Source organism: Micromonospora sp. WMMD1082 (genome assembly GCF_029626175.1).
Taxonomy (GTDB): Bacteria; Actinomycetota; Actinomycetes; order Mycobacteriales; family Micromonosporaceae; genus Micromonospora.
In genome coordinates this window covers 4,702,574-4,724,039 of the sequence record NZ_JARUBM010000002.1, presented here as the reverse complement: position 1 = coordinate 4,724,039, position 21,466 = coordinate 4,702,574, and the positions used below count along the sequence as shown (strand labels likewise).

The 21,466-nt window shown below is 73.3% G+C and carries 20 protein-coding genes; 6 read left to right on the top strand and 14 right to left on the bottom strand.

Annotation, left to right across the window (positions count from 1 at the left end):
- Positions 1–111: 111 nt before the first annotated feature.
- Positions 112–1,737, bottom strand: a complete 1,626-nt coding sequence (locus O7615_RS21855; protein WP_278179664.1) for a glycosyl hydrolase family 18 protein — start codon at positions 1,735–1,737, stop codon at positions 112–114.
- A 184-nt stretch (positions 1,738–1,921) separates the two neighbouring features.
- Between O7615_RS21855 and O7615_RS21850 the strand changes: the two genes are divergently transcribed.
- Positions 1,922–2,413 carry a glutathione peroxidase gene (locus O7615_RS21850; protein WP_278179663.1) on the top strand — a complete coding sequence of 164 codons (492 nt, stop codon included), beginning with the start codon at positions 1,922–1,924 and terminating at the stop codon, positions 2,411–2,413.
- 82 nt (positions 2,414–2,495) lie between these two features.
- Here O7615_RS21850 and O7615_RS21845 read toward each other — a convergent pair whose 3' ends face one another.
- The 5 genes from O7615_RS21845 to O7615_RS21825 form a co-directional block, all read right to left on the bottom strand.
- A complete protein-coding gene (locus O7615_RS21845; protein WP_278179662.1) occupies positions 2,496–3,089 on the bottom strand; it encodes a GNAT family protein in 594 nt (197 codons plus the stop codon).
- 148 nt (positions 3,090–3,237) lie between these two features.
- Entirely contained in the window at positions 3,238–3,588 is a 351-nt protein-coding gene (locus O7615_RS21840) for a DUF2203 domain-containing protein (protein WP_278179661.1), read from the bottom strand.
- Between the two features lie 66 nt (positions 3,589–3,654).
- Positions 3,655–4,473 carry a pyrroline-5-carboxylate reductase gene (proC, locus tag O7615_RS21835; RefSeq protein ID WP_278179660.1) on the bottom strand — a complete coding sequence of 273 codons (819 nt, stop codon included), beginning with the start codon at positions 4,471–4,473 and terminating at the stop codon, positions 3,655–3,657.
- A gap of 70 nt (positions 4,474–4,543) precedes the next feature.
- Positions 4,544–5,572, bottom strand: coding sequence for a 6-phosphofructokinase (locus O7615_RS21830; protein WP_278179659.1), 1,029 nt, complete (start codon positions 5,570–5,572; stop codon positions 4,544–4,546).
- 178 nt (positions 5,573–5,750) lie between these two features.
- Positions 5,751–6,248 carry a polyadenylate-specific 3'-exoribonuclease AS gene (locus O7615_RS21825; RefSeq protein ID WP_278182187.1) on the bottom strand — a complete coding sequence of 166 codons (498 nt, stop codon included), beginning with the start codon at positions 6,246–6,248 and terminating at the stop codon, positions 5,751–5,753.
- Between the two features lie 262 nt (positions 6,249–6,510).
- Here O7615_RS21825 and O7615_RS21820 point away from each other — a divergent pair, with 262 nt between their 5' ends.
- Positions 6,511–7,203, top strand: coding sequence for a Crp/Fnr family transcriptional regulator (locus tag O7615_RS21820; protein WP_093401197.1), 693 nt, complete (start codon positions 6,511–6,513; stop codon positions 7,201–7,203).
- 53 nt (positions 7,204–7,256) lie between these two features.
- Here the strand turns inward: O7615_RS21820 and O7615_RS21815 are convergent, their stop codons facing one another.
- The gene (locus tag O7615_RS21815; protein WP_278179658.1) at positions 7,257–7,454 is read right to left on the bottom strand and encodes a hypothetical protein; all 198 of its coding nucleotides are present in this window, start codon (positions 7,452–7,454) and stop codon (positions 7,257–7,259) included.
- Between the two features lie 179 nt (positions 7,455–7,633).
- Between O7615_RS21815 and O7615_RS21810 the strand changes: the two genes are divergently transcribed.
- On the top strand, positions 7,634–11,299 hold the full coding sequence (locus tag O7615_RS21810; protein WP_278179657.1) for an adenylate/guanylate cyclase domain-containing protein: 3,666 nt from the start codon (positions 7,634–7,636) through the stop codon (positions 11,297–11,299).
- 134 nt (positions 11,300–11,433) lie between these two features.
- Here O7615_RS21810 and O7615_RS21805 read toward each other — a convergent pair whose 3' ends face one another.
- Complete coding sequence (locus O7615_RS21805) at positions 11,434–12,012, bottom strand: AAA family ATPase (RefSeq protein ID WP_278179656.1); 579 nt, start codon at positions 12,010–12,012, stop codon at positions 11,434–11,436.
- Positions 12,013–12,149: 137 nt separating this feature from the next.
- Here O7615_RS21805 and O7615_RS21800 point away from each other — a divergent pair, with 137 nt between their 5' ends.
- From O7615_RS21800 to O7615_RS21790, 3 genes are all read left to right on the top strand, one after another.
- On the top strand, positions 12,150–13,568 hold the full coding sequence (locus tag O7615_RS21800) for a serine hydrolase (protein WP_278179655.1): 1,419 nt from the start codon (positions 12,150–12,152) through the stop codon (positions 13,566–13,568).
- 201 nt (positions 13,569–13,769) lie between these two features.
- Positions 13,770–14,621 (top strand): DUF308 domain-containing protein, encoded by an 852-nt coding sequence (locus tag O7615_RS21795; protein WP_278179654.1) that lies wholly within the window; start codon positions 13,770–13,772, stop codon positions 14,619–14,621.
- 183 nt (positions 14,622–14,804) lie between these two features.
- Entirely contained in the window at positions 14,805–16,220 is a 1,416-nt protein-coding gene (locus tag O7615_RS21790) for a trehalose-6-phosphate synthase (protein ID WP_278179653.1), read from the top strand.
- On the opposite strand, the gene O7615_RS21785 is transcribed toward O7615_RS21790, so the two are convergent.
- From O7615_RS21785 to O7615_RS21760, 6 genes are all read right to left on the bottom strand, one after another.
- Positions 16,207–17,010, bottom strand: coding sequence for an alpha/beta fold hydrolase (locus tag O7615_RS21785; RefSeq protein WP_278182186.1), 804 nt, complete (start codon positions 17,008–17,010; stop codon positions 16,207–16,209). The genes O7615_RS21790 and O7615_RS21785 overlap by 14 nt on opposite strands.
- A 26-nt stretch (positions 17,011–17,036) precedes the next feature.
- Positions 17,037–18,443, bottom strand: a complete 1,407-nt coding sequence (locus O7615_RS21780) for an NAD(P)-binding domain-containing protein (RefSeq protein WP_278179652.1) — start codon at positions 18,441–18,443, stop codon at positions 17,037–17,039.
- Positions 18,444–18,534: 91 nt separating this feature from the next.
- Positions 18,535–19,239 (bottom strand): endonuclease/exonuclease/phosphatase family protein, encoded by a 705-nt coding sequence (locus O7615_RS21775; RefSeq protein ID WP_278179651.1) that lies wholly within the window; start codon positions 19,237–19,239, stop codon positions 18,535–18,537.
- On the bottom strand, positions 19,240–20,187 hold the full coding sequence (locus O7615_RS21770; RefSeq protein ID WP_278179650.1) for an ROK family glucokinase: 948 nt from the start codon (positions 20,185–20,187) through the stop codon (positions 19,240–19,242).
- Between the two features lie 70 nt (positions 20,188–20,257).
- A complete protein-coding gene (locus O7615_RS21765; protein WP_278179649.1) occupies positions 20,258–20,962 on the bottom strand; it encodes a hypothetical protein in 705 nt (234 codons plus the stop codon).
- 40 nt (positions 20,963–21,002) lie between these two features.
- Positions 21,003–21,458 carry an SRPBCC family protein gene (locus O7615_RS21760; protein WP_278179648.1) on the bottom strand — a complete coding sequence of 152 codons (456 nt, stop codon included), beginning with the start codon at positions 21,456–21,458 and terminating at the stop codon, positions 21,003–21,005.
- Positions 21,459–21,466 lie beyond the last annotated feature (8 nt).

Here is a 21,466-nt window from a genome sequence, read left to right as displayed (position 1 = left end):
GAGTCTGTCACACCCGCCCCGGGGCGCCGGAGAGGACCCCCAGGCACGCCGGACGGGGAGGGGCCGGTGCGGGCCCCTCCCCGTCGTGTGGGTGGTGCGTCGGCCGTCGGCTCAGCCGAGGCCGCCCTTGATGGCGCTGATCAGCTCACCGTTGCTGGTGTCACCGGAGAGCTCCCAGAAGAAGGCGCCACCGAGGCCCTGGCTCCTCGCGTAGGACATCTTGCCGCCGATCGTCGACGGGGTGTCGTAGCTCCACCAGTTGCTGCCGCACCTGGCGTACGCCGTGCCGCCGACCGTGCCGGTGGCCGGGCAGGTGTTCTTCAGGACCTTGTAGTCCTCGATGCCCTGCTCGTAGGTGCCCGGCGCCGGTCCGGTCGCGGTGCCACCCGGCGCGCTCTGGGTCACCCCGGTCCAGCCTCTGCCGTAGAAGCCGACTCCGAGCAGCAGCTTGTTGGCCGGGATGCCCTTGCTCTTGAGCTTCTGGATGGCCGCGTCCGACCAGAAGCCCTGCTGCGGGATGCCGGTGTACGAGTACAGGGGCGAGTGCGGGGCGGTGGGGCCCTGCGCGTTGAAGGCGCCGAAGTAGTCGTACGTCATCGGCATGATCCAGTCGAGGTGCGTGGCCGCACCGGCGTAGTCGGTAGCGTCGATCTTGCCGCCGTTGCTGCCGTCCGCGGTGATCGCGGCGGTGACCAGGTTGCCCGACCCGAACCGGGTACGCAGCGCGCTGGCCACGTTCCGGAACGCGTTCGGGCCACTGGAGTCGCAGGTCAGGCCGCAGGCGTTCGGGTACTCCCAGTCGATGTCGATGCCGTCGAAGACGTCCGCCCAGCGCGGGTCCTCGACCAGGTTGTAGCAGCTCTGCGCGAAGGCAGTCGGGTTCTGCGCGGCCTGGGTGAAGCCACCGGACCAGGTCCAACCACCGAAGGACCAGATCACCTTGATGTGCGGGTACATCCGCTTGAGCTTGCGCAGCTGGTTGAAGCTGCCGCGCAACGGCTGATCCCAGGTGTCGGCGACGCCGTCGACGCTCTCCGCCGCGGTGTACGCCTTCTCGTAGTCGGCGTAGCTGTCCCCGATGGTGCACCGGCCGCCCGTGGTGTTGCCGAAGGCGTACAGGATGTGGGTCAGCTTCGATGCCGAGCCGCTGGTGTGGATGTTCTTGACGTGGTAGTTGCGGGCGTAGACACCCCACTGGGCGAAGTAGCCGACCACCTTCTGGGCGCCCGGGTTCGGCGGCGTGGTGGTCGGGGGCGTCGTGGTGGGTGGCGTGGTGGTCGGCGGGGTGGTGGTGGGTGGCGTCGTGGTCGGCGGGGTGGTGGTCGGGGGCGGGGTGCCGCCGCCGCAGGCTGCGCCGTTGATGGTGCAGTTCAGCGGCGCCCGGTACGCGCCGGTGCCGTTGTAGCCCCAGCTGAAGGAGGTGCCCGGAGCCAGCGCGCCGGCCCAGCTCTTCTTGACCGCCACGTAGTGGTTGCCGGTACGGGTGACGTCGGCGTCCCAGAAGCTGCTGATGGTGGTGCCCGACGGCAGGTCGAACTCGATACGCCAGGTGCTCACGCTGGCGTCCGAACCGTTGGTGATGGTGACCCGCGTCTCGTGACCGGTCCCCCAGTCCGACACCCGGGTGAACGAGGTGGTCACGCTTCCGGCGCCGAACGCCGAGGCCATCGGGACCGTGGCGACGGTCACCGCGACCACGGCGCCGACCCAGAGGGCCCGGCGGAGCGATCTCTTCATGTGGCGTCTCCAAACAGTTAGGAAACTTTCCAAAAGGATGAGGAGACGCTACTCACAGGCAACCACTTCGTCAAGATGCGCATGTATCGATTCGCCCGCCAGGGCAAATCGTTCCCGTCGCGGACCTACGCACCGCACGGCCCGGGCGGTGACCTCGCCGCGCACCTGGCGGTAACCTCTCGGAATGACCGTCTTCGACATCCAGATCGGCACGCTCACCGGCGGCCCGGCCGATCTCGCGCAGTACCGTGGGCGCGCCCTGCTGGTGGTCAACGTCGCGTCCCGCTGCGGGCTCACCCCGCAGTACGCCGGCCTGCAGGCGCTGCAGGACGAGTACGCCGACCGAGGGCTGACGGTGCTCGGCGTGCCGTGCAACCAGTTCGCCGGCCAGGAACCGGGCAGCGCCGCGGAGATCAGCGAGTTCTGCCGGATCAACTACGGGGTGAGCTTCCCGTTGACGGAGAAGGTCGACGTCAACGGCCCCGACCGGCACCCGCTCTACGCGGCGTTGGTGGACACCCCCGACGCCGATGGTCACACCGGTGACGTGCGCTGGAACTTCGAGAAGTTCCTGGTCGCCCCCGACGGCACCGCCGCCGCACGCTTCGCCCCGACGGTCACCCCCGACGACCCCACCCTCCGCACCACCCTCGACAAACTCCTCCCCACCCCCTGACCACTCGGTTGATCATGATTGAGTGCCGGCGCGCGCGGCACACCCCGGCGGGACGGTCGGCCCGGCTGCCGGCCGGTCCAGCTCAGCGCGCCTCCGCGCCGCCCCGGGAGGTCCGCCCGTCGGCAGCGGAGCGCCGGGCCTGCCACTCGGGGGCCAGCACCGACCAGACCTCCAGATCGATGCGGCCCTGCGGGCCGGGCAGCACCTCACGGAGTACGCCGTCGCGGCGCATGCCGAGCCGACGGGCCACCGCGATACTGCGCGCGTTGCCGGCGTTGGTGCGCCACTCGACCCGGTGCAGGCCGCGCTCGACCAGCGCCCAGTCGACGAGCCGGCTGACCGCGCGGGTGACGAGTCCACGCCCCTCGGCGGCCGGCTCCAGCCAGCAGCCCGCCTCGCACACCCCGGTCGCGGCGTTGAGCGACACCAGCAGCACCCCACCGACCAGCGTGCCGCCGGACCAGATGCCCCAGATCCCACCGTCGTCGCAGGCCCAGCGGTCGGCGTAGCGCTGGAGCACCCGCCGCGCCCCGGCAAGGTCGGTCGCCACGAAGGACGGCGACACCCACGGCGCGATGTGCTCCCGCGCCCGGTCCAGGTTGGCCAGGAACTCCCCGGCGTGCCAGGGGTTCAGCGGGCGCAGTTCGACATCGTCGATCAACCGAACGGCGAACATCACCGCCCACCCACCGGCACGGCGAGAGACCGATCCTGCTGACGCTGCCCACCCCAAGATCCGCACAACTTCGGGGATGTTGCTGTCTCAAGCCCGGCACGAGGCAGCACTGTCAGGGAAGTTGCGCGGATCATGGATGGGCCGGGGCTCAGAGCGGGCGGCGGCCGGCGAAGCCGCAGTCGGCGCGGTGATACCAGCGCACGTCGGTGTCCCCCTCCAGCCAGCACCAGCGCACCTGCCGGCCCTCGCGCTCGCCCGGGAAGTCGAGCAGCACGGGTGCCACGCCCTTGACCTCGATGCCGTGCTGCTGGATGTCGTCGAGGACCGCGTACAGCCGGGCCTCGAACGCCTTGACCTCCGGTCGGCCGCCGAGTGCGCTGAGCCCGTGGGCGGCCAGGTCGGCCTGCAACTCGGCCAGGTCGGCGCGGACCCGGATCAGCTCGTCGATCCGCGGATGCAGGGTGGCCACCAGGTGCCGGGCCTGGGCGAGAGTGAACACCGCGCCAGTATGCGTCACCACCGTCACCGGAACGAGCCGCTACCGCCGGGGAAGGCCGACCGGGGCTCACTCGGCCTGGGCCGCCAGCTCGCGGGCCCGGTCCCGGGCCGCCTCCAGGGCGGCCAGCAGCGCCGCGCGTACGCCGTGGTTCTCCAGCTCGCGGATGGCGGAGATGGTGGTACCGGCGGGCGAGGTGACCGCCTCGCGCAGCTTCACCGGGTGCTCGCCGGAGTCGCGCAGCATCACCGCCGACCCGATCGCGGTCTGCACGATCAGGTCGTGCGCCACCTGCCGGGGCAGGCCGAGCAGAATGCCGGCGTCGGTCATCGCCTCCACCAGGAGGTAGAAGTACGCCGGGCCGGAGCCGGAGAGGGCGGTCACCGCGTCCTGCTGGGTCTCGGGCACCCGGATGGTGGCGCCCAGCGGCTTGAACATCTCCTCGGCCAGCGCCAGGTGCTCGCCGGTGGCGTGCGCGCCGGCGGAGATGGCGGTCATCGCCTGGTCCACCAGGGCCGGCGTGTTGGTCATCACCCGCACCACCGGGGTGCCCTGCGGCAGCCGGCGGCTGAAGAAGGTGCTCGGCAGGCCGGCGCAGAGCGAGATCACCAACTTGTCGGCGGGCACCTTGGGCCCGATCTCGTCGAGCAGCGCGGCGGCGTCCTGCGGCTTGACCGAGACGGCCAGCACCTCGGCCTCGTCGACCGCGGTGAGATTGTCCACCACCCGTACGCCGTAGCGGGCGGCCAGTTCCTCGGCGCGGGCCGGGCGGCGGGCGGTGGCCAGCAGCCGGTCCACCGGCCAGCCCGAACGCAGCAGGCCGGAGAGCATCAGCTCGCCGATCTTGCCCGCCCCGATGACCGCGACGGTGTGCACTCCGGCTGGCATCTGCCGTACCCCCTTCGTGGGCCGGCGTCGCGGCGGAGCCGGTGGCCCGCCGCGACGCCGGAACGAACGATCAGCTGCCGAAGAAGACCTCGGCCTCGGCGTACCGCTCCAGCGGAACGGTCTTCAGCTCGGCGGTCGCGTCGGCGAGCGGGACGCGGACGATGTTGGTGCTCTGCATCGCGACCATCTTGCCCCAGTCGCCCTCGTGCGCGGCGTCGATCGCCTGCAGGCCGAGCCGGGTGGCGAGCACCCGGTCGAACGCGGTCGGGGTGCCGCCGCGCTGGATGTGCCCGAGCACGACCGTGCGGGCCTCCTTGCCGGTCTTGGCCTCCAGCTGCTCGGCCAGCCACTGGCCGATGCCGCCGAGCCGGACGTGACCGAACGCGTCCAGTTCCTGGTTCTGCAGGACCATCTGGCCCTCCAGCGGCTGGGCGCCCTCGGCGACCACGACGATCGGGGCGTACTGGTGCTGGAAGCGCTTCTCGACGTAGCCGGCGACCTGCTCGACGTCGAAGTTCCGCTCGGGCAGCAGGATCACGTTGGCGCCACCCGCCAGGCCGGCGTGCAGGGCGATCCAGCCGGCGTGCCGGCCCATCACCTCGACCACCAGGGTGCGGTGGTGGCTCTCGGCGGTGGTGTGCAGCCGGTCGATCGCCTCCATGGCGATGTTGACCGCGGTGTCGAAGCCGAACGTGTAGTCGGTGGCGCCGAGGTCGTTGTCGATGGTCTTCGGCACGCCGACGACGTTGACGCCCAGCTCGTGCAGCTTGGTGGCGACGCCGAGAGTGTCCTCACCGCCGATGGCGATGAGGGCGTCGACGCCCTGCGCGGCCAGGTTGTCCTTGATCCGCTCGACGCCGTTATCGATCTTGAACGGGTTGGTCCGCGACGAGCCGAGGATCGTGCCACCCCGGGGCAGGATCCCGCGGACCTCCGCGATGCCCAGCGGGCGGGACAACCCCTCCAGCGGGCCCTTCCAACCGTCCCGGAAACCCACGAACTCATGGCCGTAGCTGGCGACGCCCTTACGGACCACCGCCCGGATGACCGCGTTGAGACCGGGGCAGTCGCCGCCGCCGGTGAGCACGCCGATACGCATGATCCGCTCATCCTCCTGGGGAGCATCTGGTCAAGCCCGATCAAGCCCCAGGATATGTGTCAGGTCAGACCTCGGCACCGTTGCCGGCCCGGGGCGGGCCGTCCCCACGAACTGTAGTCGCCGCTCGGGCACCGCCGACACCGCGCCCCGCTACCAGTCAGTAGCCCCGGATGATCGACTAAGCGCTCGTCATCGCCCGCCATCGGGCCAGGTTGTGCCGGGCGTCGACCAGCGCGTCGTGCCGGGCCGCCGCGGCGTTCGGCAACCGGGGCCGGCCCCGGTCGTCCCAGAGCTGCCGCAGGTCCTTGGTGTAGCGGGGGATCTCCCGGGGCAGCGCCGGCATGGCACCCCACAGCTGCGCCAACGCCACATGGTCGTACGCGGCGTACCAGGCCCACAGCTCCAGTTCCTCGCCGGGGCGGTCCCGGACCGGGGCGACGAGGAACTCGTACAACTCGTCGCGGATGCGCTCCCGCGACCGCCAGGACCGGTCGGCCGGGGAGGGCAGCTTGTCCAGCACGTGACGGCGAACCCAGGGCACCGCCCGGGACGCGTCGAACTCGGTGGAGACCGCGTAGAACTCGCGGCCGTGCTCGTCGACGACGCCGATCGAGACCAGCTCGACGGTCCGGCCGTCCTCGATGAACTCGCAGTCGTAGAAGTAGCGGTAGACCATCCCCGCCATCCTCGCCGACGCCCACCGGAGCCCGACGGGCGGGGCGGTGGCCTCGGGAGCGCTTCCATCCGCCCCGCCGCCGACCGTGCCCAGCTCGAACCGGTCACGGAAGTGATTTGAGGGGTGTACAGCACGCGACCGGACCGTCATGATCTGATGTGTACCGCTGCCGGAGCCGAGCGGGTGTCAGACCACCTCGTCAGGGGCCGTCAGGCTCACCCGGTGAGCGAGTTGGGGTCCTTGACCGGGGAGGGGTGGGGCCGTGGAGATGCGCCTGCCGGAGCCGGGCGACGCGCTCACGGGTGTGGACATGTTCGCCGGGTTGGAGCCGGAGGTGCGTCAGCGGGTGGTCGCCGCCGCGGTGCCCCGGACGTATCGCAAGGGTCAGCTGCTGTTCGTGGAGAACGACCCGGGCGAGTCGCTGATCATCCTGCGGCGGGGGGCCGTGGCCGTGTTCCGGACCGCGCCCACCGGCGAACGGGCGATCCTGACCGTGATGCGTCCGCCGGACGTGCTCGGCGAGGTCTCCCTGCTGGACGCCTCGACCCGGTCGACCTCGGCCGAGGCGATCGAGGACACTGCGGCGCTGGCCCTGTCCCGGCCGGCGTTCATGGAGCTGGTGCACTCGAACGCGCGCATCCTCGACGCGGTGATGCGGTCCCTGGGTGCGCTCATCCGCAGGCTGACCGAGCAGAACGCCGACCACGTCTTCCTCGACCTGCCCGGCCGGGTGGCCAAGACGCTGGTCCGGCTGGCCGGCGAGAGCCAGGCGCCGATGATCACCATCGAGCTGAACCAGAGCCAGCTCGCCGAGATGGCCGGCGGCTCCCGGCAGAGCGTCAACCAGGCCATCGGGTCGTTCGCCAACCGGGGCTGGCTGCGTACCGAGGGCCGGCGGATCGTCGTCACCGACGTGCCCGCGCTGCGCCGCCGGGCGGGCATGAACGAGCGCTGAACGCGCGGGCGGGGCCGGGGACGACGTCCCCGGCCCCGCCCGCGTACGCCCGGTCAGGGCTTGGTGCTGCCCGGCCCGGCCCAGTCCGTGCCACCCGGCCCGGCCCAGTCCGTGCCGTCCTTGCCGCCACCGGGCACCTCGCCGACGATCCCCTGCGCCTGGAGCAGGGCGAGCGTGGCGGCGTCCACGTCCACCGAGTCTCCGGCGGAGTGGGTGACCCCGTTGCCGTCGGTCCAGTCACTCTTCAGCATCACGTACACCATGGAGCTGTCCCCCTGATCAGCGGTCGATGAATCGGCTGCCTGAATCTAGCCGTTTCGGAACGCCGTGAGCTGCCCGGCTGAGTGTCCACAAGCCAACAGCCCGGTACCCGACAGTGTGCCGGGCGGGCGATACTCGACCTGCGCCCCGAGGCGTCGGGGGCCTGCCAGTGGAGGGTGTCATCGCCGCGCAGTGTGACCGCTGTGGACGTACCGCCGCCGACGGCGACCGCTTCTGCGGTGGCTGCGGTGCGGAGCTCGGTGCCGTCTGCCCGCACTGCCTGCGCCCGCTCGCGCCCGACGTGGCCTTCTGCACCTCCTGCGGCGCGCCCCGGGCCGGCACCGACCGCCCGGCGAACCTCGTGCAGGAGGACCGCCGCCGCGTCAGCGTGCTCTTCGTCGACCTGATCGACTTCACCCCGTACGCCGAACGGGCCGATCCGGAGCTGGTACGCGGCATGCAGAACGGCTTCTTCTCCGCCGCCCGCCGGGTGGTCGGCCAGTACGGCGGGGTGGTGGAGAAGTACATCGGCGACGCGGTGATGGCCCTGTTCGGCGCGCCGGTGGCCACCGAGACCGACGCGTTGCGGTGCGTGCGGGCCGGGCTGGAGCTGCAACGGGTACTGACCCGGTTCACCCCCACCGGCACCGACGGGCTGCGCTTCCGGGTCGGGGTGGCCACCGGGGAGGCGCTGGTCGACGTGGCCGCCGCCCGCGACGGCGGGCAGGCGATCGTCGCCGGGGACGTGGTCAACACCGCCTCCCGGTTGCAGTCCGTGGCCCCGCCCGGCGGGGTGCTGGTCGACGGCGCCACGCACGCGCTGACCCGGGATACCATCCGCTACGAGGAGCAACCCCCGGTCACCCTGCGCGGTCGCTCGGCGCCGACGGAGGTGTGGCTGGCCCTGTCCGCGGTACGCCAGCAGCCCACCGACCGGGAGCCGGACACCACGCCGCTGATCGACCGCGAACACGAGCTGGGCATGCTGGTCAACGCCCTGCACCGCAGCCTGCGCGACCGCCGGCCCCAGGTGGTGACCGTCTTCGGCCGGGCCGGCATCGGCAAGAGCCGGCTGGTCCGTGAGCTGCACCGGCACACCGGCCGGCTGGTGGACGAGCCGCTGACCTGGCGGATCGGGCGGTGCCCGCCGTTCGGCGAGAACGTCACGTTCGCCGCGCTGGCCGACATCGTCAAGGCCGAGACGGGCATCCTCGACACCGATCCGGCCGCCAGCGCCGCGCAGCGGCTCGCCGCGGCCGTCGGCGAACTGGTCGGCGCCGGTGAGCGGGGCCGGGTGACCGATGCGCTGCGCCCGCTGGTCGGCCTGCCCGGCACGCCGCTGCCGGCCGAGGAGGCGGAGTCGGCGTGGCGTCGGTTCCTGCTGGCTCTCGCCGCCCGCCGCCCCACCGTGCTGGTCTTCGAGGACCTGCACTGGGCCGACGACGCGATGCTGCGCTTCGTGGAGCTGCTCGGTGCGGCGGCCCGGGACGTACCGCTGCTGCTGCTCTGCACCGCCCGCCCCGAGTTGATCGACCGGGATCCGAGCTGGGCGGGGACCATCACCGGCTCGGTGACCATCACCCTGCCGCCGCTGCGGGACACCGGCATCGCCGCGCTGTACGCGCACATGTTCGGCCAGGCCGCGTTCTCCGCCGACCTGCTGACCCCGCTGATCGAGGTGGCCGGCGGCAACCCGCTCTACGCCCACGAGTACGTCCGGATGCTGATCGAGCAGGGCGCGCTGCGGCAGTCCGGGCGCGGTTGGTCGCTGGAGAAGCATCTGCATCTGCCGATGCCGGAGAGCGTGCACGCGGTCATCGCCAACCGGGTCGACCTGCTCGACGCCAAGGACCGGGCGGTGCTGCTGGCCGCGGCGGTGGTCGGGGTGCAGTTCTGGCCCGGTGCGGTGGCCGCCGCCGTCGGGCAGCCGGTCGAGTCCGTCGAGCGCGCCCTGCGCCGGCTGGAGCAGCGGGACTTCGTCCACGAGCAGGCCGCTTCCACGATGGCCGGCCAGCCGGAGTACCGCTTCCGGCACGTGCTGGTGCGCGACGTCTGCTACCAGCGGCTGCCGCGTACCGAGCGGGTGGCCCGGCACGAGCGGACGGCCGACTGGCTGGACACGCTGTCGCAGAGCCGGGACACCGACCTGGCCGAGGTGCTGGCCCACCACCGCTGGGCGGCGCACGAGATCGCCCGCTCGCTGGGCATGGAGACCCGCCGCTACGCCGGGCCGGCACGGGCCGCGCTGCACCGGGCGGCCCGCCGGGCGTACGCGCTGCACGGGCTGGACGCCGCCGCCAGTCACGCCGGCCGGGCGCTCGGCCTGGCCGACGACTCCGACCCGGTGGGCCGGCTGCAACTGGAGCTGCTCAGCACCGAGATCTCGTTCTACCGCGACGGCAACGCCTTCCTCTCCGGGGGCGGCCCGGAGCAGGTGCAGACGCTGGCCGACCGGCTCCTCGCGTACGGCGACGAGGCGTGCGCGGCGCGGGCCTGGACGCTGCTCGGCCAGGCGGCGTGGCTGCGGGCCGACCGGCGGGCCGCGCTGGCCTGTCTGGACCGGGCGGTACGCCTGTTCGACCCGCTGCCGGACAGCGCGCAGAAGGCCGACGCCTTCGCCGAGCTGGGCCGGCTGCACATGCTCAACTACGAGCGGGATCCGGCGGTGGCGGCGGCCGACACGGCGGCGGAGATCGGCGAGCGGCTCGGGCTGACCGAGACGCGCACCAACGCCCGGATCACCGCGGCCACCGCCCGCTACCAGGCCGGGGATCGGGCCGGGCTCGACGACTTGTACGCGATCGTCGAGTTCAGCCAGGCCGGTCAGCTGCTCGCGCTGCCCCGGGCCACCCAGAACCTCGCCTACGCGGTGCGGGAGGAGGGCGACTGGCTGCGCTCCGACGCCCTGCTCTCGGCGGCACCGGCCCGCACCGCGAGCGGACAGACGCTGACCACCAGCTACTCCGGGGAGGCGATGCGAGCCTGGTTCGAGGGAGACTTCGACCGGCTGCTCGCGGCCGCCGAGGCGTTCGTGCACACCCCCACCGGCAGCTGGGACATGCAGGTACGCGGCCTGCGGTCGTGCCTGCTGGTGCTGCGCGGCCAGCCGGTGCCGCCGGCCGACCCGGTCGCCGCTGCGGAGCCACCCTCCCCGCCCGACCTGCCCTCCCCTTCGGACGATCCGGAGACCACCACCGCACCCGACACGACGGCGGTCGCCGCCCCACTCCGTGACCCGGCCGAGGCCGCCCCACTCCCCCGCGACGACGTGGCCGCCGCGTTGGACATCGCCCGGCGCAGCGGCTTCCACCGGGTGCACTGGACGATGCTGGCGATGGGCGCGCTGTGCCGGGCGGTGCAGGGGCGCACCGACGAGGCCGCCGCGCTGGTCGACGAGTTGGCCGAGGCGTGGACGGCGGTGCCGGCGCTGGCCAGTGGCGAGTGGATCTCCGCAGCCGGGTGGGCGGCCACCCTCGCCGGGCGCAAGCCAGCGGCCCGGGTACGCGCCATGCTGGACCAGGTCGGCCACCGTACGCCCTGGTCGGAGGCGGCGCTGCGGACCGTGACCGGCGCGCTGGCCGGCGCCGACGGCGACCACCGGCACGCCGCCGAGCTGCACCTCGCCGCCGCCGAGATCTACGCCGGGATCCCCGACCTCACCGACCGGATGCTGGCGCTGACCTTCGCCGTACGGGAGCTGGAGTCGGCCGGAGACCGGGCAGCGGCCGAGGCACCGCTGGCCGAACTGCGCGCCTTCGCCCACCGCAACAGCGCCCCGGGCCTGCTCGCCCTGGCCCACCCGCCCGCCCGCGCCACCCAAACCCTGGCCTCCTGACCAGCCCTGGGCAGGACCAGTCACGGGCAGTGCCCGTCAGGGCTGGACCGATCAGGGCATGCGGCAGGCCACGACTTGCGGCAACTCGGGCCCTCTCGCCGGCGGGAGAGCCCCACCTGCCGCATCTCGTGATCTCAGCCCGTCGGAGACGGAGGCGCCTGCTCGCTGACGACTCCGCGCCCGCCTCCCGCTGCACCGAGCGTTTCCGCGATGGCGGCGGCGATCTCGTCCGCGTCCAGGTGTTGCGAGTCGAACGTCACCTCGGCGGGGATCGTCGGTAGGAGCCTCCGGAACCGGTCGTGGGCGCGCTGATGGAACGCCGGATCGCGGGACAGCCCGCGCCCCGGGTCGGCCCGCGCGCGAGGAAGTGTCACCGTCACCGGCGCGTCGATGACGATCCACCGCGGGGCCACACCATCCGGGAGGGCACGGGTGAGTGCGGCGCGTTCCTCGACCGTCCAGAACGGCCCCACCGCGACGACGTAGTCGACGTGCGACCGCATCCACTGTCCGACGAGCGCGCCGTGCGCCTCGTGGGCCGCGAACCACAGGCCGGCCCTGCCCGCACCCGGTGATCCCACCATCGCCGCCACGTCGTCGACGTCAGCGACCACGACCGTCCGGCCACGTTCGGTCAGACGTTGCGTGAGCCGGTCCGCGACGGTGTTCTTGCCGGCCGCGATCGGGCCCGTGAGGATCACGAGTTCGGGCATGGCTCCAGTTTCCTTGGAAGGCGGAGGTGCAGCCTCACCCGGGCGGCATCCGCTCCTGGCCTCCCCGTGGTGGCTGCCGACCGGTGGCCCGGACGTCGGACTGCGCCGGACGGCGTGGGCCTGTCATGATGCCGCGCATGCCTCTGCACCGCCGTACCGTGCTCGGCGCCGGTTTCGCCGCCGTCACCGCCGTCGTCACCGGCTGCCGCGAGCCGGCACCGTCCGCGACGGGAACCCCCGTCGCGACGCCGGGCAGCACGGGCGGGGCGGTGAACGGTCCGGGCGCCAGCGCGTCGGCGGGCGGCCCGGCCAGCGCCTCGGCCGTGCCGGCGACCACCGAGGCGATGGGCGCGGCACCCGGCACCTCGGCCGGCACGTCGACCGGCGGCACCGTCACCGGGCAGGCCGGCATCGGGGCACCGTCGCCGCTCGGCCGCGCCCTGGGCGCCGAACTCACCCGGCATCTCGCACCGACCAAAGAGAACCCGAACCACCCCGGGTACGCCGGCGCGGTGGCGCTCTGCCAGATCGACGGCAAGGTCGTCGGCCGCGCGGCGGTCGGCAAGGCGCTGCGCTACGGCGCCGGCCCGGTGCTGCTGCCCGAGGCCAGGCAGGTCGACATGCGCGACGATTCGATCTTCGACACCGCCTCCCTGACCAAGGTCTTCGCCGCGATCCTGACCCTGCAACAGGTCGACCAGGGCCGCCTCGACCTCGACGCCCCCGTCGTGGACTACCTGCCCGGCTTCGCCGGCACCGGCAAGGAGACCATCACCGTCGCCATGCTGCTGGCCCACACCAGCGGCCTGCCCGTCGGCGCCAAGGTCACCGGCCTATCCGACGACGCCGCCCGGCGCGCCGCCGTCCTCGCCACCCCGCTGATCAAGGGCGCCACCCCCGGCACCGTCTTCCGCTATTCCAGTGTCGGACTCATGGTCGCCGCCCAACTCGTAGAGAAGGTCACCGGTCAACGACTCGACCGGGCCCTCAAGACGGGCCTCACCGGCCCCCTCGGCCTGCGCGACACCGGCTTCAACCCCAAGACCTGGCTCAGCAGCACCGACCAGGCCGACCGGCTCGTCGCCACCGACGCCCGCTCCTCCCGAGGGTTGCTCCGCGGCACCGTGCACGACGACGTCGCCAACCACCTCGGCGGCATCGCCGGACACGCCGGCATCTTCTCCACCGCCGCCGACCTCGCCGCCATCGGCCAGCTGCTGCTCGACGGCGGCACCTACCGGGGCACCCGCATCCTCAGCGAAGCCACCACCCGCCGGATGCTGGCCAACGCCAACACCGGCCTACCCGCCGTCGACCCCGAACGTCCCCACCGCACCAGCGCCCACGGCCTCGGCGTCGTCCTCCACCAACCCTGGTTCATGGGCAAACTCGCCACCGCCCGCACCTTCGGCCACACCGGTTTCACCGGCACCTCCCTCCTCGTCCACCCGGCCCGCCGGCTGGTTCTCGTCCTGCTCACCAACCGCGCCCACCCCAACTGGAGCTGGGCCAACCCCGACCCCGTCCGCGTCGCCATCGCCAACCTCTGCGCCTGAGCGTGGCCGACCTGCCAGGACGCGCACAAAACGACAAAGAGCCCGGCCGTGACCAGCGGCAAGCTGCGCGGGCGTACGCCGCGCCACAAGGCACTCCCCGAACCCGCCCCGGACGTGTCACGATTCAGAGCACGGCGTGCGGGGGCGCGTCGAGGGGCTGGACGCGGGGCGCGCCGGCGGCGCGATGAGGAGGATGGTCCGGTGTCAGCGGGTGGGGCCCGCCGGGGACGGCGGGACAACGGGCTCGACGCGAGCGAGTACGCCATCGCCGGCGATGTCGACCCGCGCGTCGGCGAGCACCTGCTCGACGTGCTGGCCGCCGGCGGGATCGCCGCCTACCTGCAACCGTCCGCGGACCTGAACCCGGTCACCCGCACCACCACGGTGCCGGCCCGGCCGGTCGACCGGCTCTACGTGGACCGGTCGCACCTGAGCACCGCCCGGGATTACCTCAGCCAGCTCGCCGACGAGAACGGCGGCGGACGCTCCGGGGAGGAACCGGACATCGACGCCGAGTGGGAGCGGATCGTCGCCGGCTTCCACACCTCGCCCAGCTCCGGTGACCACCCGTGGCCCGCCGCGGAGGACGTGGACGATCCGGCCGGCCGGGGCGGCGGCACGGCCACCGCCACCCGGCCGGGCACCGACGAGCCGGCCGGGCCGACCGCCACCGACGTACGCCGACTGCCGTACGCGGCCGACGTCTCCGGCGTCTCGATCGGGCGCGGCCCCCGGGACGGCGAGGGGCCATCGCTGCTGGACGGCCTGGACACCTTCGGCACGGATCTGCCCGACGACCCGAGCGACGACGAGCGCTACGTCCCCCCGCCGCCCCCGCCGCTGCCCCGGGTGTCGAAGTACGCGGTGGCCGGCGTGCTCGCCGTGGTCCTCGGCTTCGTGCTGTTCCTCTTCCCCGATCTGCTCCCCGCCGACCAGGGCATCGTGACGCTGCTCGGCTTCACCGGCATCCTCGCCGGCTTCGTCACGCTGGTGTGGCGGTTGCGTCCCGGCGACGCGGAGGATCGTGACCCCGACGACGGTGCCGTCGTCTGAGCGGCGACCGGGATCTCGCCGGCCGGGTGCCCGGATACCGGGACCGCGACCGCCCGCGCGAACGGGCGTAACAGTGGTGTAACTTACTGTCAGTAGGAATACCGCAGTACGTCACTTCACCCGCCGACTGCCCGGTTGTTCCTCCTCGTGGCGGTCGCTCCCCTGCTGATCGGAATGCCCGAGATGCGACAGAGTTCCCTGGTGGTGGTGGCCAACCGCCTACCCATCGACGACAGCGTGGCGCCGGACGGCGCCTGCGAGTGGCGCCGCAGCCCAGGTGGGCTGGTCAGCGCGCTGCACCCCCTGCTGCGGCACACCCCCGCGACCTGGGTCGGCTGGGCCGGCGGGACCGGTCCCGCGCCCGCCCTGCCCGACATCGACGGGGTGCGGATGCACTCCGTGCCACTGACCGGTGACGACCTGCGCGACCACTACGAGGGCTTCGCCAACGCGACCCTCTGGCCGATCTATCACGACGCGGTCGAGCAGCCCGAGCACCACCGGCGCTGGTGGGACGCCTACCAGCGGGTCAACCAGCGGTTCGCCGAGGCCACCGCCCAGGTCGCCGAGGCCGGCGCGGTGGTCTGGGTGCAGGACTACCACCTGCAACTGGTGCCGGGGCTGCTCCGCGGCCTGCGGCCCGACCTGCGCATCGGCTTCTTCCTGCACGTGCCGTTCCCGCCGCCGGAGCTGTTCATGCAGCTGCCCCGCCGGGCCGAGCTGCTGCGCGGGATGCTCGGCGCCGACCTGGTCGGTTTCCAGCGGGCCCAGGCCGCACACAACTTCGCCCAGCTGGTCACGAAGGTGCTGGGGCTGCCGGCCACCGATCGGCGGATCGCGGTCGACGACCGGATGGTGCGCATCGGCGCGTTCCCGGTCTCGATCGACACCGTCGAGATGGCCGCGCTGGCCGACCGGCCGGACGTGGCCGACCGGGCCCGCCGGCTGCGCCACGACCTGGGCAGCCCCGACCAGGTGATCCTCAGCGTCGACCGGATGGACTACACCAAGGGCCTTGAGCAGCGGCTCAAGGCCTACAGCGAGTTGCTCGCCGGCGGCCACGTGAAGGTCCGCGACACGGTGCTGGTGCAGGTGGCGGTGCCCAGCCGGGAGCGGGTCAGCCAGTACCAGATCCTTCGCGACCGGGTCGAGCGGGAGGTCGGCCGGATCAACGGCGAGTTCGGCCGGGTGGGCGAGCCGGCCATCCACTACCTCACCCAGCCGTTCGACCGCGCCGAGTTGGCCGCGCTCTACCGGGTCGCCGACGTGATGGCGGTGACCCCGCTGCGGGACGGGATGAACCTGGTCGCCAAGGAGTACGTCGCCGCCCGGGTCGACGACACCGGCGCCCTGCTGCTCAGCGAGTTCGCCGGGTCCGCCGCCGAGCTGCCGCAGGCGTACCTGGTCAACCCGCACGACCTGGAGGGGCTCAAGCAGGGCCTGCTCGCGGCGTTGCGGGCCGACCCCGCCGACGTCCGGGCCCGGATGCGGGCCATGCGCGCGCACCTGCACGAGCACGACATCCACGCCTGGGCCCGCTCCTATCTGTCCACTCTGGACCAGAGCGGCTCGCTGCTCACCCGCCTCACCGGAGGCTGAGCCCGGCCGGCTCCTTGACCAGCCAGTCGAGGATCGCGTCGATCGGCTCCCGCCACCGCGCGTCGAGCATCAGGTCGTGCCCCATGCCGGGGAAGAGCAGCGGGGCCGAGCCGTACCGCCGGGCCGCGCGGGTCAGCGCCGAGGCGGGCACCACCCGGTCGTCCGGGCTGCCCAGCACCAGCACCGGGGGTCGGCCCACCGCCGGCTCCGGGTCGGCCCCGGTCAGCAGCTGCCACTGGGCCCGCCGGGCGGCCCGGCCCAGCCGGGCGGCGTAGCGCCGGGCGTCGGCGTCGGGCAACTCGCCGCTGAACACCTGCCGGCGGCTCAGCCGCAACCCGCCGCCGAACACCGCCGGCAGGGTGCCGAGCGGGTTGCGACGCAACGCGGCGCCGAGGGTGCCCCAGCCGCCGAGCACCGGCGCCACCAGCACCGCCGCCCGGGCCGGGTAGCGGGCCAGGGCGTGCGCGACCACCAGGGCCCCGGCACCGTGCCCCACCAGCACCGCCTGGCGCGGCAGGCCCGCCGCCACCTGGACCACGTCATGGGCGTACGCCCGCAGCGTCGCCTCCGGCGCCGGGTCGCTGCCGCCGTGCCCGCGCAGGCTCACCGCGTACGCGCTGAAGCCGCGGGTCGCGGCGTGGCCGAGCCAGTTCTCGGCGTACGCCCAGGCGCCGTGCCCGAAGCCGGGCACGAACAGCAGCGGCGGCCGGCCCTCCTCCAGCTCGGGAGCGGCGCTGAGCACCTCGCGCCGGACCGGGCGCACCGGCCGCGCCCACTCCCAGCTCCGCATGATCCGGACCCGCTCGCTCGGCTCGGTCACTTCTCCTCCAGGTCCCGCAGGGCGCGCTCCAGCGCGCGCAGGTAGTCGGCGTGGCCGACCTCGAACCAGTGCCGGGTCGAGTCCTTGACCTGACCCGAGTAGCGCTCGCCGGCGCCGGAGCGGACCCGGGCGGCGAACGCGGCCGCCCGCTCCGGCCGGCTGGCGCGCAGCCGCAGCAGCCGGGCGAAGAGCACCGCCTGCCAGTGCGACAGGGCGAACACACCGGAATCGGGTTGGAGTAGCCCCGCCACGGCGAGGGTGGGATGGTCGGGCACGAAGGCGTTGAGCCACAACCGGGGCCGACCGACGCCCTCGTCGTCGCCGAGGATCTTGGCGTCGAGGAACTCGAAACGCGGCAGGTAGCCGGTGGCGAAGACGACCAGTTCCGGGTCGATCTGCCGACCGTCGGCCAGCTCCACCGAGTGCGCGTGGAATCGCCCGATGTCCGGCACCGGGGTGACCGCGCCGTGGCCGACGTAGTAGACGAGCTGGCTGTTGGCGATCGGATGCGTCTCGTACACCCGGTGGTCCGGCTTCGGCAAACCGAAGCGGGTCAGGTCGCCGACGGTCAGCCGCAGCGTGCGGTGGTAGAGCCACTGCCGCACCCGCAGCGGCACGCGCAGCGCCAGCAGGGTGTCGTTGACCTGGTCGGCGGGCCGGCCGAAGACGTACTTCGGCGCGTACCAGTAGCCCCGGCGGGTGGAGTGCCAGCAGCGCGACGCCTGCTGGGCGGCCTCCACCGCGATGTCGCAGCCGGTGTTGCCGGCCCCCACCACCAGCACCCGTTTGCCGCGCAGCTGCGCCGGGTCCTTGTAGGACGAGGCGTGCATGACCTCGCCCCGGAACTGCTCCAGCCCGGAGTACCGGGGCAGCTTCGGTGACCAGTTGTGCCCGTTGGCGATCACCACGGCGGCGTACCGGGAGGTGCGCTCGGGGCCGTAGCCGCCGGTGCTGCGGGTGGTGACGTCCCAGCGGTCGCCGGAGACCGGCTCGACGCGCACCACCTCGGTGCCGAACCAGATGTGCCGGCGCAGGTCGAAGTGGTCGGCGTAGCGCTCGAAGTACGACAGCAGCTGGCTGTGGTGCGGGTAGTCCGGCCAGCCGTCCGGCATCGGGAAGTCGGGGAACTGGGTGAACGGCCGCGACGAGATCAGGTGGGTGCTGGCGTACACCGGGCTGCGGTCGTGCCGCCAGTTCCAGGCGCCGCCGACACCGGTCTCGCGCTCGTAGCAGTCGACACCGAAGCCGTGCTCGGCGAGGTTCTTCACGGCGGTCAGCCCGCTGGCACCGGCGCCGATGACGCAGACGGTGTCGCCCCGGTCGGAGACCGGATGGCCGTCCTGGCTACGGGCGAGCGTGGTCGGCTGCGGGTCGGACCGGCCGGGCGCGGTGGGAGTGGGCACCGGGGGATCTCCTTCGTCTCGGCACGAGTGCCGGGTCGCGCGAAATCCTCTCCACAACGGAGCGGGATGTCCAGCCCGGCCGGCCCGGCGGTCAGTCGGTGGCGGGCAGCAACAGGTCGACCAGGACCGGAAAGTGGTCGCTGGCCCGGCGGGTCAGCGGCGTGTCCAGCACGTCGTAGTCGACCACGGTGATCCGCGGGTCGACGAACAGGGCGTCGATGCGCCGCCGGGGATTCGCGCAGGAGTAGGTGAGCCGGTCGGTCCGGTCGGCCGCCACCGCCGCGTCGGTCAGCCCATCGGCGACGGCGTTCCAGGCCGGGCCGCCCGGTTCCTCGTTGAGGTCGGCGGCGGCGATCACCGGGTGGGGCGCCGCGGCCAGGTCCCGCTTGAACAGCTCCGCCTGCCCGGGGCGCTCGGCCGGGTCGGTGGCCAGGTGCGACCCGGCCACGGTGAACCGCGCGGCGGTGCCCACCCGGCAGTCGGCGTACGCGGCGCCACGCAGGTGCCGGCCGGGGGTGAGCGGGAAGCGCCGGCAGCGGGTGGCGGTCACCCGCACCCGAAGGCTGGTCAGCAGCAGGTTGCCCAGCGACGGCAGCCCGCCGGCGGCGACCACCAGGCCGAAGGAGGCGGCCAGCGTGGCCGACTTCTCCCGCCACCGCCACCGACGCGGCCCCTCCTGGACGACCACCACGTCCGGTGCCGCGTCGCGGACCACCGCGGCCAGCGCGGCGGTGTCGTCGCGCTGGCCGTGGACGTTGTACGACAGGACGCGCAGCGGCACGCCGAGGTGGGACACCTAGATCCGCCGGGCCAGGTCGGCGGCGCCGATGACGCCGGCGGAGTTGCCCAGCTCGGCCGGGCGGATCTCGGCCACCGGCAGCCGGCTGCGCTGGGCCAGCGCCTCGGTGAACGAGCGGCGGGTCGGGCCCATCAGCAGGTCACCGGCGTCGATGACGCCGCCGCCGACGACCAGGATCTGTGGGTCGAGGATCTGCGCCATGTCCGCGAGGCTCGTGCCGAGCCAGCGCCCGACCTGGGCGAACGCCTCGGCGGAGACCGGGTCACCCCCCTTGGCCGCGGCCGTGACCATCGGCCCGGTGATGGCCTCGGCCTCGCCGTCGGCCAGTTCCAGCAGGGCGGTGGCCCGGTGCGGCTCCTGCCGCGCGGCGGCCCGGGCGAAGCGGACCAGCGCGCTGCCGCTGGCGTACTGCTCGATGCAGCCGAGTCGCCCGCAGCCGCACTGGTGCCCGTCGGGGACGGTGAGCATGTGGCCCAGTTCGGCGGCGATGCCGTGGGCGCCCCGGACCAGCTCGCCGCCGAGCACGATGCCACCGCCGACGCCGGTGCCGATGGTGAACATGACCATCGAGTCGTCGGCGTGCCGGGCGGCGCCGTAGCGGAACTCCGCCCAGGCGGCCACGTTGCCGTCGTTCTCCACGATCACCGGCAGCCCGACCGCCGCGCTGACGTACGCCCGCAGCGGCTCGTCGCGCCAGGCCAGGTTGGGGGCGAAGAGCACGGTGGAGCGGCTGGCGTCGATCCACCCGGCGGCGCCGATGCCGACGCCCTGGATGTGGTGGCCGGAGGCCAGCTCGGCGACCAGCTCGATGATGACGTCGCGGGTCTTGCCGACGTCGTCGGCGGGGGTGTCCCGTCGGGTCTGCACGAGGACCGTGCCGGTGTCGTCGACGACACCGCCGGCCACCTTGGTGCCACCGACGTCGACTCCGATGGTCAGCGTCACCGCTGCCACTCCCCTCTGCTGTGCCACCCCGCGCACACCTGCCCTCGCCGGTGGTGCGGGTCGTCCCTGGTCAGGCCCCGTCGCCTGGTGCGCCCTGCCGCTCGCCGCCGGGAACGGCCCGGCCGCCCGGCGCGGGCTCGTCACCCGGTGCGGGCTCGCCGTCGGGCACCCGGGATGCGGGTACCGCCGGTCGGTCGGTCGACGGACGGCGCAGGGCCGGCGCGGGCCGCCCGGCGGCATCGGCGGGCGCGGCGGCCGGGACGGCGACGTCCTCCGCCCGGGTCGCGGCGGACCAGACGTCCCGCTCCGGTGCCGGCTGAGAATCATGCCCGGTACGGGTCGCCTCGCGCCACACGTGATCACTGTCGGTACCGGCGGCGGTGCCATCGGCCGGTGCGGGGGAAGGGCCGGCGGCGGGATCGGCGGGGGTGAAGGCGCGCAGGAAGCTGGCCAGACCGGCGGCCAGATCCCCGGCGCCGGTGGCCAGCCGCTCGGCGAACTCGGGACTCGGGTCACGCAACGCGGCGATTCCCCGGCAGACCGGGCAGACACAGCATTCGGCGGCACCGGTGGCGAAACCGCCCCCGGTGGCACCGGGCGGGCCGGACGGCCCGGATGGGCCGCCGCTGTGACCGAGGACACCGGTCACGATCCCACCGAGCGGGCCCAGGGGCGCCGCGGCGGGGTTGGCGGCGGCCAGTCGTACGCTGGCCAGCAGAGTGGCGACCAGCCGCTCCGCCTCTTCCCGGGCCGAACCCGGATCTGTCGCAGCCATGCTGGACTCCTCTACCGCGGCGACCGGGTCGCCGGACGCGTCACTGCGCCGCACCGGATGCTTCTACCCGGCGCTTCAGCTGCTTCAACGCGGCATCCATGATCATTTTCTCGGCCTTGCGACGGAACATCCCGAGCATCCCGACCGCGAGCTCCACCTCCAGGGTGTAGGTCACGGTCGTCCCCCCGTCGGCGTTGGCGACCAGGTCGTACGCGCCCCGCTGCGCCTTCTGCATCTTCGACGGCGCCACCAGGTGCCACTCGATGCGGGACAGGTCCTCCGCGTAGGCGTACGCCAACACGTACTCGTCGGCCATCACCGCGGCGTCCAGGACGAACCGGACCTGGCTCGCATAGCCGTCCTCGTACTCCTCGACGACCTCGGCCTCGCGGACTGCCTCGGTCCATTCCGGGTAGCTCGGGAAGTCACAGATGACCGCCGCCACCCGGTCCGGTGACGCGCCGATGATGATCGACTGGGTGGAGGAGTCCGCCATGCTGGGAG

What these genes read in the sequence shown, in the direction of transcription:
- O7615_RS21845 (WP_278179662.1), bottom strand. Translation starts at nt 3,089, where the DNA reads ATGTTCGCCGTTCGGTTGATCGACGATGTCGAACTGCGCCCGCTGAAC.
- O7615_RS21760 (WP_278179648.1), bottom strand. Translation starts at nt 21,458, where the DNA reads ATGGCGGACTCCTCCACCCAGTCGATCATCATCGGCGCGTCACCGGAC.
- proC (WP_278179660.1), bottom strand. Translation starts at nt 4,473, where the DNA reads ATGCCAGCCGGAGTGCACACCGTCGCGGTCATCGGGGCGGGCAAGATC.
- O7615_RS21785 (WP_278182186.1), bottom strand. Translation starts at nt 17,010, where the DNA reads ATGCGGAGCTGGGAGTGGGCGCGGCCGGTGCGCCCGGTCCGGCGCGAG.
- O7615_RS21790 (WP_278179653.1), top strand. Translation starts at nt 14,805, where the DNA reads ATGCGACAGAGTTCCCTGGTGGTGGTGGCCAACCGCCTACCCATCGAC.
- O7615_RS21765 (WP_278179649.1), bottom strand. Translation starts at nt 20,962, where the DNA reads ATGGCTGCGACAGATCCGGGTTCGGCCCGGGAAGAGGCGGAGCGGCTG.
- O7615_RS21805 (WP_278179656.1), bottom strand. Translation starts at nt 12,012, where the DNA reads ATGCCCGAACTCGTGATCCTCACGGGCCCGATCGCGGCCGGCAAGAAC.
- O7615_RS21855 (WP_278179664.1), bottom strand. Translation starts at nt 1,737, where the DNA reads ATGAAGAGATCGCTCCGCCGGGCCCTCTGGGTCGGCGCCGTGGTCGCG.
- O7615_RS21800 (WP_278179655.1), top strand. Translation starts at nt 12,150, where the DNA reads ATGCCTCTGCACCGCCGTACCGTGCTCGGCGCCGGTTTCGCCGCCGTC.
- O7615_RS21815 (WP_278179658.1), bottom strand. Translation starts at nt 7,454, where the DNA reads ATGCTGAAGAGTGACTGGACCGACGGCAACGGGGTCACCCACTCCGCC.
- O7615_RS21830 (WP_278179659.1), bottom strand. Translation starts at nt 5,572, where the DNA reads ATGCGTATCGGCGTGCTCACCGGCGGCGGCGACTGCCCCGGTCTCAAC.
- O7615_RS21825 (WP_278182187.1), bottom strand. Translation starts at nt 6,248, where the DNA reads ATGGTCTACCGCTACTTCTACGACTGCGAGTTCATCGAGGACGGCCGG.
- O7615_RS21850 (WP_278179663.1), top strand. Translation starts at nt 1,922, where the DNA reads ATGACCGTCTTCGACATCCAGATCGGCACGCTCACCGGCGGCCCGGCC.